This window comes from Amycolatopsis sp. PSD-21 (assembly GCF_055561455.1).
In genome coordinates, this window is sequence record NZ_CM145712.1 from 359,922 (window position 1) to 373,494 (window position 13,573).

The following is a 13,573-nucleotide window of genomic DNA, read 5'->3' on the forward strand; positions in this document are numbered from 1 at the left end:
CAAGGGACGAGGAACTCACCAGGGCGAGTTTTCCTCGTCGTCCGGCGCTTCGTGACGCTTGTCGCGAGGCGCGGGCGGCGTATCGGCGGACGGCGCGGGAGGAGCGGGCGGGTCCGGGGACTCTTCCTCTTCCATCTCGGGGAAGCGGCTGCGCAGGGTGCCGATCATCAGCGCCCTGGTCTCCTGGTCCTCGTCGCCGAGCGATTCCTGCATGACCTCGGCGACCTGGTTCGCGATCCCGGACTGGGCCTGGTGCATGGTCTGGAGGATCTGCCGCGACAGCTCCTCCAGCGGATACGTCCTGGCCTTGTTCCCGAACTCGATGTCCGTCACGCCGCCGTCCGCCCCGACGGTGACCTTGACGGCGCCGTCGGAGCTGGACGCGGTCAGCCGCAGCTGCTCCGTCCGCTCCTGCGCGGCCGCGTAACGCTGGGCCTTCTCTTCCAGCCCCGCGGCCCATCGGTCCATTTTGCGCTGGGCCTCGTCGGGGTCCAGCATGAGCTCGCCGAGCTCGTTCCCGCCGGTCACTGCTTTCCTCCGATGTCCAGGGCCTTGAAGTCCGCCTTGAACGGTTCCGCGTTGGTCTTGTCACCGTCTACATAGGACTTGGCAGCGGTGCGGACGTTGTCCGCCGTCGACTGGATGCCTTCCGCGGCCGCCTTGATCGTCTCCGCCGCGCGTTCGCCCGCCGGGTTGACGATCGGCGGCAGGAACGCGCACAGCAGGCCGTACGCGTCCGCGGACATCGCCGAACCGGTCGCGCCGTGCGCGGTGTTCAGCCGGTCGACGAGCCCTTCGAGATGGCTCGCGTGCGCGGTCAGGTCGTCCGGGTCGACCTCGAACGAAGCCGTCACTTCCAGTCCTTGTTCTTCCAGTCGCCGATCACCGGCGGCGCCACGACCTCGTCGGCGGCGAAGAAGGACGGGTCGTCGGACTCGACGTAGTCGGCGACCTTGTGCTCCTTGTCCTCCTGGCCCTGTCCCTTGCCCGCGGCGGGGGCCATGCCGCCCATCGGGGCCATGCCGCCGGGCGTACCCGGCTTGCCGCCGGAGCCCGCCGCACGGGCCGCGGCCCCGTCGGCGTCCACCGCGCCCGCGCCGAAGGCGCCGCCCATACCGAGCGAGCCCGTCGCCCGGCCGGCGCCACCGACACCGCCGGCACCCGCGCCGCCGGCGCCGGTACCGCCGCCACCACCGAAGCCGCTGGTACCGCCGGTGCCACCACCGCCGGGGATGTTCGGCAGGTTCGGCATGCCGAGCTTCGGCGCGTTGTACGGCGTGCCCTTGTAGGAGTTGCCGTCCGGGAACGAGGGACCGGTGAGCCGCTCGCCGATCCCGCCGGGACGCGGCATCGGCGGGATGTTCGGCATGACCGGCCTCGGCCCGCTGTTGTTGGGCCCGTTCGGGATGGGGATGTTGGGCGGGGTGAACGGAAGACCGCCACCGGGCCGGGGGCCGCCGCTCTCCGGGATGGGGATGTTCGGCGGGGTGAACGACGGCGGCGTCACGGACGGCGGGGTGTAGCCCGTGGTGCGCGTGCTGTCGTCGATCTTGGGCATGTTCGGGAGATGGGGGCTCGTCGACGCCGCGGGTTTGTAGGTCTCGCCGCCGGACGGCCCGTTCGGGACGCCGATGTTGGGCATGACCGGGCTGGAGCCGGGACCACCACTACCCGGGCCGCCACCACCGGGGAAGCCGCCAGGGCCGCCGCCGGGTCCACCGGGTCCGCCACCCGGTCCTCCGGTCGGCGAGTTGAACGGCGACACGCCGCCGGGGCCACCGGTCACGCCCTGCGGCGTGCCGTCCATCGAAGCGACGAGGCCGTCCGGGCGCGTACGTTCCGTGGCCGCGGTGAAGGGGATGGCCTCGGTACCTTCGACCGCCATCCGGTCGCGAAGCGTGCCGGCGGGCGAACCCGCGCCACCGCCGATGGGCGTGCCCTGCACCTGCCTGGCCGCCTGCATCGTCGGCAGCTTCGGCGGGGCGGGGAACGCCGGGGTGGCGATCGCCGAGCCGACCGTGCTGTCGAAGTCGGTCATCACCTTCGCGGCCTGGTCCCGCGCGTCCTGCTGCTTCTTGAAGGTCGAGAGATCCTTCCCGAGCTGCGCCATGTACACGTGCGGGTCGGTGATCTTCTGCAGGTTGGCGTTGGCCTCCTGCACGCTGAACGCCACCGGCGGGTTCGCCGCCATCAGCTTCTGCGTCTCGTTGAGGGTCTGCGAGTGGATCTGCTGCTGCCGCCCGGCCAGCGTCGCGCCGTTCGCGGTCGCGCCGAGCCATTTGCCGACACCGGCGAGGTGTTCGCGGGCCGCGTCGCCGCCCGCACCCTCCCAGTTGGCCGTGCTCGCGTTGATCGCCTTCGCCAGGTTGCGCTGGTGCGTGGCCAGGTCGTTGCCCGCCCGGACCCACTCTTCGGAGGTCTCGGCGACCGCGGCCGGATCCGCGTCGTCCGCGATCGCGGCCTGCATCTGCTCGTGGGTGGCGTTGGCCCAGACCGTGGAGGGCGGCTCGCCGGGCTGGCGGAGCTCCAGGTTCTTGTCGAGACCTTCGCGCGCCTTCTCCAGCTGCCCCTCGTACATCCTCTGCGTGAAGATGTCCTTGAAGCCGTTGAGGGCGGTGTCGCCCCAGCCGAGGATGTTGAACAGCAGGTCCGTCCCGGCCGAGGCCCCGGCCCGGATCTCGTCGCCGGACGCGGCCTCGTCCGCCAGCGGCCCGACGTAATAGGCCGACGACGAATCGGCCGTGACGTCGTAGAACGGGTCGTCCGGGTTGTAGTCCTCGGAAGCGGGATCGGAGACCTTCGCGGTCTTCTCCGCGGATTCCGTCACGGGTCTCTCCTCTTAGATCTCGGTGTCGATCCGCTTCAAGGTGCGCTGGTTCTCTTCGTCGCGTTCCCGGTAGTTCCGCTTGGCGAGTTCGATCGCCTCGATGTAGGTCGGGAATTCGGCGCGCGCGGCCTCGAGCTGAGTGAGCAGGCCCTGCGCGTCCGTCGCGGTGCCGTGCATGTGCTGGGACACCCAGCGCGCGGTCGCGGTGGAGCTCATCGGCGGCGTCTTCTGCAGCTTGGTCAGCGCGCTCCAGCGCTCTTCGAGACTGTCGATCACTCCCTGGAGTGAACGGATCATCTCCTGACCGGTGCTCTCGTCGACGGCGAAGCTGCCCTGCTTGGCCATCTCCTTGAGCCGCGCACTCGCGAAGGCCACCTTGCGCGCCGCGATCACCGGCTCCAGTGCTTGTGCTTCCTCGGTCAACGGAGGATCCTCTCGCCCGGTTCGGAGGGTCAGTAGATGTCAGCGATGGCGTCCCGGATCGCGTTCGCCACGCCCGACTGGCTCGCCGGGTCGTAGTGACCGATCACGGCGCCGGAGGCTTCGTCGGTCTCGGTCCGGATCAGGTACCGGCCGTCTTCGGTGTCGAGCCAGCTCAGCGGCGTCGACCGGAGCCGTTCGCCGCGGCGGCCGATCCCGCTCACGATGATGTACCCGCCGCCGAGACGGGTCCCGGACAGCACCTTCTCCAAGACCTCGACGTCACTCTCGTCGGACCGCCGGGCCGGGGCCTCCGGCCGGGCGCGGACGACGCCGGTGAACTGGAGGTTGCCGAACGCGTCGGTCTCCTCCTCGTCGAACTCGGCTTCGGCCTGACGGCGCGCGGCCATCGCGGAGACGGCGCGCTCCTCCTTCTGCACGATCGTGCGGCGGCCGGTCGACGCGGGGCGCATCCGCGGCAGCACCCCGGAGAGGACCTCGACCAGCTCTTCGTCGGAGAAGAGCGCGAACTGCAGGAGGTCTTCGCCATGGGCCTGGGTGATGCCGAGCGCCTGCCTGCCGTCGGTGAGGGCGAGCACGGCGATGTCCTGGCCGATACCGTCGATGCCGTTGATCGAGACGGTGATCCGGTGGTTCCCCAGCAGCGCGAACGCGGTGCGGACGGCCTGGTTCAGCTCGCCGTTGATCGACAGGCGGCGCTGTTCGAGGTCGGTGTAGACCTTCCGGATGACCGTGGCGTAGCGCTCCGGGTCGATCGAAGTGTTGCGGACACGCAACGGAAACAACCGGACGTCGACGCCCAGCGCCTGCCCGACCACGGTCGCCTCGACGGTCCCCAGCGCGAAATCGGCTCGCTCAGCCATGCTTCTGCGCTACTCCCTCGCGGGGGCCGAGCCCCGACTTTGTTAATGGCCAAAACAAACTAGCACAGCGCATGACACTACGGAACCACACGGACACGGCTGGACCCGATGGAATGGATCACCATGCCCGATCGGGCACTTTTCTTGCCCCTAAAGGAATAGCGGGCACGGTGAACGGCCTGCTCGGCCGGCCTCCCGGCGGGTGTGAGCCCCTCCCGGCCGGGGTGTCGCGAAAGCCACTTTCGCGACGTCCGATGTCCCGAAAGTGGCTTTCGCGACATCGGGCACGGGCACGCCCTTCGGGTCGCGAGAGCGCAAGCGGGCCGCCGCTCTGTCGTTGGTTCCTGGGAGCCTTGCTTGCGGGGCCGGCGTTGGGAAAGCCACTTTCACAACGTTGATGGTTGCGAAAGTGGCTTTCGCGACCCCCCCCGCCGGGCCGGGACTCACCAGTGACGACTGTCCACAGGGGACGTTTCCTCAGCGGCCTGCCGAAGCGGGCGCGTAGGTCGTCATCCGGCGGGCCACGTCCGTCCGCGACCGGGCCCCGAGTTTCCGCAGCACCTTGGCCACATGCTGCTCGACCGTACGTGGGGAGAGGAACAATCCGTCCGCTATCTCCCGGTTCGTCCGTCCGTCGGAAAGCATTCGCGCGACCTCGAGCTCCCGGGGCGAAAGCTCCTGGCCGTAGCCGCGCCGCCCGCGCTGCGAGGGTGCCCACGCGCCGTGTTCCCGCAGCTGGTGACGGCAGCGGCCCGCGTCCCTGGTCGCGCCGAGCCGCTCGTAGGCCTCCGCGGCCGCGGTGAGCTCCTCGATCGCCTTGCGGTCGCCCGCGGTGTGACGGCCCGCGTTGAGCCGGGAAAGGGCCGCCCGCTCCCGGGCGCCGATCGCCTGATACGGCATCGGCAGCGCCTCGTAGCCCGCCGCGGCCTCGTCGAAAACCGTTGCCGCGGCGGGATGTTTGCCGCGCGCGTCGAGCAGGATCGCCCGGCCGGCGAGCAGCGCGACCCGGGAGACCGGCGAGTCCTTGCCGTCGATCCCGCGGGCGAATTCCTCGACCACGGCGTCCGCCTCCGACCAGCGCCCGGCCCGCGTGTACGCCTCGGCCGCGGCGGGGACCAGCGCGGCCGCCCACACCCAGACGCCCTTGCGCCGGGCCGCCGCGACGGCGTTGTCGGCCGCCGCGCACGCGCCGTCGACGTCGTCCGTCGCCAGGAGCACCCGGATCAGGACGCCCGCGGCCGAAAGGACGACCGGGATGGGCCCGTGCTCCGGGGCGTGGACGCTCGCCGCGGTCAGATGTCGTTGCGCGGCGGCGAATTCCCCGCGAACGGCGGACAAACCACCGAGGACGAGCGAGCACTCCATGACGATCGGGCCGAGGTCGGGGTAGGCGTCGCGCAGCTGTTCGGTGGCCTCCGCGAGGCCGGACCAGTCACCGCGCACCCAGTCGAGCCGGACCCGGGTGCCCTGCGCGAGCCCGGCGGCGTAGAGCGCCCCGGCGTCGGTCGCGCGGCGGATCCCCTCCGTGACCAGCTTTTCCGCCCTGGTCAGATGGCCGGCCCAGGACTGCGCGTCGGCGAGGTTGCACCACAGCCGCGCCAGCTGGACCCGTTCGGCGACGCTGCCCGCCTGGTCCGGCAGCGCGGTGAACTCGGCCCAGGCCGATCCGTCGCCGATATGCGCCTGGGTGGAGATCCGGTCGCCGAGCAGCGCGAGCCGCAGTTCCGGGTCTTCGATCCGGCCGAAGACCTCGCGGGCCCGCTCCATCCAGACCTCGTGCCACGACAACGGGGTCAGCCCGTCGATCGGCTGGGCGAGCAGGTTGATCCCGCGCGCGGCCAGCTCGGGCTCGTCGACCAGCTCGGTGATCGCCTTCTCCACCTCGACCCGCCCGCGGCCGAGGCGCCCGATCGTGCGGACCAGCAGCATCCCGAGGCTGAGCCTGATGGTTCCGCGCACGCTCGGGCGCAGGTCGGTGAGGTCTTCGAGGATCCGCTCCAGCGTCTCGATGACGTCCGGGCGGAACCCGCGCAGCGCGACCTGGCTGAGCTTCGTGGCCAGCCGGGCGATGTCGTCCTCGCCGAGCCCCGCGTCGGCGAGCACGGACTGGAGCAGGTCGATGGCCCGTGACGTGTCTCCGTGGGCGATGGCCTCGTCGGCGGCGGCTTCGGCGTAGTGGCGCCACTGTTCCGTCCGCCCCGCCGCGCGCGAGTGGTTCGCCAGCAGGGTGAGCGGCGGGACCGGCTGGTCGGCCAGCACCTGGATGGCGCGCGAATGCAGCAGGCCGCGCTCCGGGCCGCTCACCGTGTCGTAGACGGCCTTGCGAGCCAACGGATGCCGGAAGCCGTAGCGGTCGCCGCCGAGTTCGCCGAGGACCCCACCATCCAAAGTGGACAAAAGGGCGGCGCGGAGCGCGTCGCCGTCGAGCCCGGCGAGTTCGCCGATCACCGCGGGCTCGGACGGGACGGCGAGCACCGCCGCCGCGCGGGCCAGCCGGACGGCGGGGCCGGGGAGCGCGTCGAGCCGTTCGGTGATGGCCTCACGCAGGGAGATCGGGACTTCGAGGCTCTCCAGCAGCCGATCGCTCAGCACTTCGCCGATCGGCAGGCGGCCGGCCGCGTCCCGCAGCGCCCGCAGGGTCTCCTCGACCACGAACGGGATGCCGGCGGTGCTTTCGTGGAGTTTCGCGGTGAACGGCGCGGAAACCCGCGGCAGGTCCAGCAGTTCCTCGGCCAGCTTCCCGACGGCCTCGACGTCCAGCGGGCCCAGCGTCACGCGGGCGGTCTGGACGTTCGGCGGGGTGCGGAACGGGATGCCCGCGCCGCCGTGTCCCGACGGCGAGCCGGTCCGGTACGCCGCGACGACGGCCAGTTCGGGGGGCATGGCCGCGGCGAGGAAGCGCATGAGGTCGCGGGTGCCCTCGTCGGCCCATTGGAGGTCGTCGATCAGGACGAGCGCCGGCCCGCAGGCGATCAGGAGTTCGCGGACGGCGCGGAACTGGCGGTGCCGTTCGGCGCACGGGTCGGCGAGTGGTTCCGGTTGGGGCGGAAGGCTTTCCGCCAGTTCGGGCAGCAAGGGTCTCAGCACCCCGGCGACCGGGCTGAGCGGACCGAGCGGCCGGTCGCCCGCCGAACGCAGCGCTTCGAGCACCGGCCCGAACGGGAACGGTTCGCGCATCGGCTGGCAGGCACCCTTCAGTACCCGGCCCGGCGCGAACTCGCGGCGCCCGGCCAGCTCTTCGAGCAGCCTGCTGCGGCCCATCCCGGGTTCGCCTTCGATCAGCACGGCGGCGGGACGGCGCAGCAGGATCTTCACGATCGCCGAGACCTCGACGTCGCGGCCCACGAGCGCCGTCGATCCGGCGCGGACCGAAACCGAGGTCGGGCGAGGGGTGGCAAGCCACATCATGCGCTCCTCGGTGGGGAGTTCCCGCTGAGCCCGACACGATCTTGTGCGTTGTCCTGCGGAGCCTAAGCACTGCCTACTCGGTCGTAAACCACCCAACACGGACACCATGGGCACCCCCCGAGGCCGTTCGGGGACGCAGCGTCACCGGTTGGCTGACGGATCGTCGGTTGGAAAATCACCGGACACCCGAAACGTCGGCGACCAACCCGATTCAGCGAGTCATCCCACGTTCAGGGGGTGGCCATGACTACGCAAGGTATTTGCCTCGAAACCCTACTTACGGACGGCCCCGTCCGGGTGCCTGCTCTAGGTGGCCGCCCCTGGAGCAGGGGGATTCGTGTTCCGAAGAATGGGTATACCTATCCCGCGTCGACCCGGATTGCGCCCTTCGTCCGAGCCGAGAACGCTCACCCGTCAGGGGAGGGACATCGCATGGCGAACCGGAGCCGTGCGTGATGACGAGGGAGAAGCATGAAGATCACGAAGCTCCTCGGTGTGGCCGCCACGGCAGCACTGGCCACCGGCGCGCTCGTCACGGGTACCCCCGCGGCAGCGTCCTCGGACAATCTTCTCAACGCCGAGATGGTTCCCGCCCTGCAACGGGACCTCGGCCTGACCGCCGATCAGGCGCTCGCCCGGATCCAGAGCGAGACGGCCGCAGGCGCGCTCGAACAGTCACTCGCCTCGGCGCTCGCCGGCAGCTTCGGCGGCGCGAGCTACAACGAGGCCACCGGCAAGCTCCGCGTCGGCGTCACGGACGCGGCGAAACTGGGCCAGGTCCTCGCCAGCGGCGCGGAAGCGGAACTCGTCCGGTTCTCGGCGGCCCAGCTCGATTCCACTGTGGACAAACTGAACGCCGGTGAGCGCGCTGCGGACGGCGCGATCACCGGATGGGGTGTCGACACCAAGACCAACCGCGTCACGGTGAACGTCCTGCCGGGCAAGAGCGGCGTCGTCGACTCGTACCTGGAGAAGACCAAGGTGGACAAGGCCGCCGTCGCGGTGGTCGAGACCACTTCGGTGCCGACCCTGAAGTACGACGTCCGCGGTGGCGACGCCTACTACATCAACAGCTCCTCGCGCTGCTCGATCGGCTTCTCGGTCAACGGCGGGTTCCTCACCGCCGGCCACTGCGGCCCCGGCACGGTGACCGGCTACAACCGGGTCGCGATGGGCTCGTTCGCCCGCGCCAGCTTCCCCGGGAACGACTACGGCCACGTCCGGGTCAACAGCAACTGGGTGCCGCGCGGGGTCATCAACAACGGCACCCGCGTGAGCGGCTCGGCCGAGGCGGCCACCGGCGCGTCGGTCTGCAAGTCCGGCTCGACCACCGGCTGGACCTGCGGCACCGTCGGCGCCAAGAACCAGACCGTCCGCTACGCCGAGGGCACGGTCTACGGCATGACCGCCACCAACGTCCGCTCGCAGGCGGGCGACTCCGGCGGTTCGTTCATCGCGGGCAACCAGGCCCAGGGCATGTTGTCCGGTGGCAACAGCTCGGTGACGTACTTCTTCCCGGTGCGGCCGGCGTTGTCCGCGACCGGGACCTCCCTGGTCCTCGGCTGACCTCAGCCCCGGTCGATGGGGGACCGTGAACAGGACGAAGGGCGGACCGAGTGCCTCCAGCGCACTCGGGCCGCCCTTCGTCTTCTTGCCGCGGGAAAGTCTCAGACGTTGCTGATCTCCTCGATCAGCGCCTCGACGTCGAAGTGCTCGCTCTCGGAGCCGAGCGGGACGAGCTCGTACGTGGACTCGAGGAACGTCTCGACGTCCTCGCGTTCGAGCTCGAACGACGCGTAACCGTCGGGTGACTCGATTTCGAGCGTCAGCAGCGCCTCGTCCTCCGAGAGGTCGGGGCGGACGCGGACGTCGCCGAGCCCGGCGGGGTCGGTGAGGCCGGTGACGAGCAGCTCACGCGCGAAGGTCCACTCGACCCACCGGCCGCGCTCCGTCCGGAACGACACGGTGACCGCGAACGGCTCGCCGGCGTGGAAGGACAGGCGGGAAAGGACGGGCGTGCTGCTGTTGTTCAGCAGAACGAACTGGCTCTGGTGAATTGCGTCGGTGTGCACGGCCACTCCTCTGGTGCTCGTGGTTCGCGCGGCGCGAACTTTTCGTCTCGGGGAGGAGATGGCCGGACCAGCGCCGGATGACGCGACTGCGACGACGTTCACGCTATCGGCTGCATCTGTCCATAGTGGTGTAACGCCCGGCACAGACCCCTTGCGTCCGGGCGGATACCCGTGGTGACGAGGTCGCGTAGTCCTTTTTGGACCCTCAGGGCTCCAGCGGCAGCGTCAGTCCCGTCTTGACCCGGTCCATCGCCACCGACGTCGTGAAGTGCCGCACGTTCGGGTTGTCGAAGAACATCCGCCGCGTGAACGTCTCGAAATCCGCCATGTCCCGGCAGGTCACCACGAGCACGAAGTCCGCGTTGCCGGTGACGTAGTAACACTGCTGGACGTTGTCGTCCGCGAGCACCTGACGCCGGAACCCGTCGAGGACCGCGAGGTTCTCACGTTCCATCTCGACCATCACCACGAACGTCATCGACAGCCCGAGCGCCCGCGGGGACAGCACCGCCACCTCGCGTTCGATCACCCCGGTCTCCCGCAGCCGCTTGATCCGCCGCTGCACGGCGGCCGCCGACAGGCCCACCTTCGCGCCGATGTGCTCGGCGATCGTGCGGGCGTCGGACTGGAGGCAGGCGAGGATGGCGACGTCCATGCGGTCGAGGTCGGGTGTGTGCACCAGGTCAGGCTAGCCGGAGGGCTCTCCGGGGCGCCCGTTCTCCGGCCGCGCCACGACGCGGTGTGCGTCACCCGTTCGGGTGCTCGGCCCGTGTGCCCGGTCACTCCCGGAAAGAAGATGAGAATTCTTTGAATTGTGACCCGGAACACAACTGACGGGTCTACTGAATGGTAGCGCTTACAAGTGAATGGCAGACCTCTCATTTCCCCGCGAAAGGATTCCTTGGTGCCCTCATCTCAGGCCGCCGTTCTCGCCGGTCTCGGCTCATGGCTGCCTCCGCGCGTGGTGGGCAACGAGGAGATCGCCCAGCGGCTGGACACCTCCGATGAGTGGATCCGCTCGCGGACCGGCATCGCCGAACGCCGGGTCGTCGACCCCGGAACGTCCACTGTGGACCTCGCGGTCGAGGCAGGCCGCCGGGCGCTGGTGTCGGCGGGGGAGACCAAGGCGGACGCCGTCGTGCTCGCGACGTCCACGGCCGACCAGCTGTGCCCGGCCAGCGCGCCGCAGGTGGCGACCGAGCTCGGGCTGAACGGTGTCGCCGCGTTCGACGTCAACGCCGTGTGCAGCGGGTTCGTCTACGGGCTCGCCACCGGCGCCGGGCTGATCGCCGCCGGGATCGCGCGCCGCGTGCTGGTGATCGGCGCCGACGTCTTCACCTCCCTCGTCGACCCCGAAGACCGCGGCACGGTGCCGATCTTCGGCGACGGCGCGGGCGCGGTCCTGCTGCGCGCGGGCGACCCGGACGAGCTCGGCGCGCTCGGCCCGTTCGACCTGCACAGCGAAGGCGCGCTCGCGGAGCTGCTCTGGGTCGAGGCCGGCGGCGCGAAGAACCGCAGGTCGGACGATCCGCGCGACCACTACCTGGTGATGCAGGGCCAGACCGTCTTCCGGCACGCCTGCGCCCGCATGGCCGAATCGGCGCGCGCGGTACTGGACTCCGCGGGCTGGGCGGTCGGCGACATCGACCGGTTCATCGGGCACCAGGCGAACATCCGCATCCTGCAGACCTGTGCGAAGCAGCTCGGGCTCGCGGAGGACGTGATGTACTCGAACATCGAGAAGGTGGGCAACACGAGCGCCGCGTCGATCCCGATCGCGCTGGCCGACGCGGCCAAGGAAGGCGCGCTCCAGCCGGGGCACCGCGTCGTGATGGGAGCCTTCGGCGCGGGGCTGACCTGGGGTTCGACGCTGCTGCGCTGGCCGGACGTCATTCCGGGCTGAGCACGCTCGCCTCCCAGGCGTGCGTCGGCTCCTGGCGGCCGCGCAGCTCGAGTTCCGCGTACGGCTTCCAGTGCGCGCGCTCGCTCTCCAGCGCGGCCTTGAGCACCGCCTCGCTCGCCAGGATCCGGCCGTCGGCGGATTTCGCATCCTCGGTCAGGCGCGCGGCCTCGTTCACCGCGTCGCCGATGACGGTGTACTCGAACCGGCTGCTGGTCCCCAGCTGACCGGCGAACACCCGCCCGCTCGCGACACCGATGCCGAGGTCCAGCTCACCGGTCTCCTGCACGGCGTCCCGAATGGCCCGCGCGGCCGAAAGGGCCGCCGTCGGCGCGTCCGCGAGCCTGGTCGGGGCGCCGAAGACGCAGAGCGCGGCGTCACCCTGGAACTTGTTGACCAGCCCGCCGCGCGCGCCGACCGCGTTCACCACGCTGGTGAAGAACCGGTTGAGCATCTTCACCAGGTCTTCGGGCGGGGTGCGGCTCGCCAAGGCCGTCGAATCGACGACGTCGACGAACAACGCCGTCACCTCGCGCACGTCGCCCGACAGGGAGGCGCCGTACTCCAACGCGTGCCGCGCGACCTCGTCCCCCACGTGCCTGCCGAAGAGATCCCGCATGCGTTCCTGCTCGCGGAGCCCGGCGGCAAGGTCGTTGACCGACGTCTGGAGCAGGCCGATCTCGCTGGAGTCGTCGACCTCGACCACGATCTCCTTGTTGCCGCGCGCGATCTCGTCGAGGGCGACCCGCAGCCGGTGCAGCGGCGTCGCGACGGCCTTCGCGAGCAGGCCCGTCCCGATCGCGCCGACGGCCAGCCCGATCACCGAGATCATGATCAGGCTCGCGACGTGGTCGCCCTGGCCGAGATCCGGCGGCGTGGCCACCAGCAGGACCCCGAGGAACGGGACGCCGCTCGCCAGTGACCAGGTGACGACCACCCTGGTCAGCACGGTGACCTTGAGCGTCCCCTTCGGCGGGGTCACCTTGAGCGCGATCGTCATCACCGGCCGCGCGACCCATTCGGCGGCGAGATAGGTGAGGCCGACCGTGGTCAGCCCGCCGAGCCCGATCACCAGCGCCATCCCGAGCGCGTCCATCCAGGACCCGAGCACCCGCGCGAGCGCGCCGAGCACGATCGTGCCGATCAGCCAGAGCGTCCCGCTGACGATCCCCATGTCGATCGGGAGCCGGAGCGCCCGCTCGGCCTCGGCCTTCGTCGGCGGGCGGCCGAACACGAACCAGACCGCCGTGCGCCGCTGGAGCCAAGCCGTCCACAAGGTGCCGACGACCAGCGCCAGCGCGACGATGCCGGCCGCGGTGACGCTGAGGATCCAGCCGCGATCGCCGACCTCGCTCGGCAGGCCCTGCAGGAGCAGCAGCAACGCGACCACTCCGGCGCCGCACACACTGGATCCGACGCCGAGCGCGGCGAAGCCGAGACTGGTCCGGAGCACCAGCCGGAACCGGCTCGACATCGTCATCCCGCGCACCCGGTGATCGTATGACCTCCGGCGGAAAACGGTTCGCCCGTTCTCGGGTGCGGTGGTTACCGTGCGGGTATGGAACCGCTGGGCCAGGACGAGATCAGGGCGTCCTTCGTGAACTGCACCCGAGGCGAGGCCAAGGGGGTCACGCTACCCGCCCGGCCCGAAGAGATCCCTTGGGAGAACAGGGAATTCCTCGGCTGGCGCGATCCGAAGGCCGCCTCCCGGGCGTATCTCGTGCTGCCGTACCGCGGCGAAACCGTCGGACTGTCCCTTCGCGCCGCTCCCCGGCCGAAGGGCCGTGTCCTGCTGAGCAACATGTGCGGCCTGTGCACGACGACACATCCGCTGTCCGACATCGCGCTGTTCTCCGGCCGCCGCGCCGGGAAATCCGGCCGGGAGGGCAACACGCTCGGCATCTACGCGTGCGCGAATCTGGCGTGCAGCCAGTACATCCGCGGCGAGCTGAAGTCGGACGTGCCGCAGCCGTTCGAATCCTTGACGCTGGAGGAACGCGTCTTCCGGCTGGAGGACAAGCTGCACCGGTTCGTCGAGCGGGTGCTGGAGTCCCGCTGACCC

12 protein-coding genes are annotated in these 13,573 nt (G+C 70.5%); 3 read left to right on the forward strand and 9 right to left on the reverse strand.

The window, feature by feature from the left end; genetic code table 11:
- Positions 1-15 precede the first annotated feature (15 nt).
- The 6 genes from ACZ1DY_RS01870 to ACZ1DY_RS01895 form a co-directional block, all read right to left on the reverse strand.
- Complete coding sequence (locus ACZ1DY_RS01870; protein WP_257483740.1) at positions 16-528, reverse strand: YbaB/EbfC family nucleoid-associated protein; 513 nt, start codon at positions 526-528, stop codon at positions 16-18.
- Positions 525-854, reverse strand: a complete 330-nt coding sequence (locus ACZ1DY_RS01875; protein ID WP_257483741.1) for an ESX-1 secretion-associated protein — start codon at positions 852-854, stop codon at positions 525-527. The genes ACZ1DY_RS01870 and ACZ1DY_RS01875 overlap by 4 nt, the downstream gene beginning before the upstream one ends.
- Positions 851-2,827 (reverse strand): hypothetical protein, encoded by a 1,977-nt coding sequence (locus tag ACZ1DY_RS01880; RefSeq protein WP_465483450.1) that lies wholly within the window; start codon positions 2,825-2,827, stop codon positions 851-853. Before ACZ1DY_RS01880 ends, ACZ1DY_RS01875 begins: the two co-directional genes overlap by 4 nt.
- A 12-nt stretch (positions 2,828-2,839) precedes the next feature.
- Positions 2,840-3,250 (reverse strand): hypothetical protein, encoded by a 411-nt coding sequence (locus ACZ1DY_RS01885; RefSeq protein WP_257483743.1) that lies wholly within the window; start codon positions 3,248-3,250, stop codon positions 2,840-2,842.
- A 29-nt stretch (positions 3,251-3,279) separates the two neighbouring features.
- Positions 3,280-4,131, reverse strand: a complete 852-nt coding sequence (locus tag ACZ1DY_RS01890; protein WP_257483744.1) for an ESX secretion-associated protein EspG — start codon at positions 4,129-4,131, stop codon at positions 3,280-3,282.
- Positions 4,132-4,608: 477 nt separating this feature from the next.
- Complete coding sequence (locus tag ACZ1DY_RS01895; RefSeq protein WP_257483745.1) at positions 4,609-7,536, reverse strand: helix-turn-helix transcriptional regulator; 2,928 nt, start codon at positions 7,534-7,536, stop codon at positions 4,609-4,611.
- A 474-nt stretch (positions 7,537-8,010) separates the two neighbouring features.
- Between ACZ1DY_RS01895 and ACZ1DY_RS01900 the strand changes: the two genes are divergently transcribed.
- Entirely contained in the window at positions 8,011-9,105 is a 1,095-nt protein-coding gene (locus tag ACZ1DY_RS01900) for a S1 family peptidase (protein WP_465483451.1), read from the forward strand.
- A 101-nt stretch (positions 9,106-9,206) separates the two neighbouring features.
- On the opposite strand, the gene ACZ1DY_RS01905 is transcribed toward ACZ1DY_RS01900, so the two are convergent.
- Complete coding sequence (locus tag ACZ1DY_RS01905; RefSeq protein WP_034319994.1) at positions 9,207-9,611, reverse strand: SsgA family sporulation/cell division regulator; 405 nt, start codon at positions 9,609-9,611, stop codon at positions 9,207-9,209.
- A gap of 205 nt (positions 9,612-9,816) precedes the next feature.
- A complete protein-coding gene (locus ACZ1DY_RS01910; protein WP_125679070.1) occupies positions 9,817-10,290 on the reverse strand; it encodes an Lrp/AsnC family transcriptional regulator in 474 nt (157 codons plus the stop codon).
- A 225-nt stretch (positions 10,291-10,515) separates the two neighbouring features.
- On the opposite strand from ACZ1DY_RS01910, the gene ACZ1DY_RS01915 reads away from it, so the two are divergent.
- Positions 10,516-11,514: a beta-ketoacyl-ACP synthase III gene (locus ACZ1DY_RS01915; RefSeq protein ID WP_465483452.1), complete on the forward strand. Its 999-nt coding sequence runs from the start codon at positions 10,516-10,518 to the stop codon at positions 11,512-11,514.
- On the opposite strand, the gene ACZ1DY_RS01920 is transcribed toward ACZ1DY_RS01915, so the two are convergent.
- Complete coding sequence (locus tag ACZ1DY_RS01920; protein ID WP_257489857.1) at positions 11,501-12,985, reverse strand: adenylate/guanylate cyclase domain-containing protein; 1,485 nt, start codon at positions 12,983-12,985, stop codon at positions 11,501-11,503. The genes ACZ1DY_RS01915 and ACZ1DY_RS01920 overlap by 14 nt on opposite strands.
- Before the next feature lie 84 nt (positions 12,986-13,069).
- Here ACZ1DY_RS01920 and ACZ1DY_RS01925 point away from each other — a divergent pair, with 84 nt between their 5' ends.
- Positions 13,070-13,570, forward strand: coding sequence for an FBP domain-containing protein (locus tag ACZ1DY_RS01925; protein ID WP_126732387.1), 501 nt, complete (start codon positions 13,070-13,072; stop codon positions 13,568-13,570).
- Positions 13,571-13,573 lie beyond the last annotated feature (3 nt).

What these genes read in the sequence shown, in the direction of transcription:
- ACZ1DY_RS01895 (WP_257483745.1), bottom strand. Translation starts at nt 7,536, where the DNA reads ATGTGGCTTGCCACCCCTCGCCCGACCTCGGTTTCGGTCCGCGCCGGA.
- ACZ1DY_RS01920 (WP_257489857.1), bottom strand. Translation starts at nt 12,985, where the DNA reads ATGTCGAGCCGGTTCCGGCTGGTGCTCCGGACCAGTCTCGGCTTCGCC.
- ACZ1DY_RS01900 (WP_465483451.1), top strand. Translation starts at nt 8,011, where the DNA reads ATGAAGATCACGAAGCTCCTCGGTGTGGCCGCCACGGCAGCACTGGCC.
- ACZ1DY_RS01890 (WP_257483744.1), bottom strand. Translation starts at nt 4,131, where the DNA reads ATGGCTGAGCGAGCCGATTTCGCGCTGGGGACCGTCGAGGCGACCGTG.
- ACZ1DY_RS01925 (WP_126732387.1), top strand. Translation starts at nt 13,070, where the DNA reads ATGGAACCGCTGGGCCAGGACGAGATCAGGGCGTCCTTCGTGAACTGC.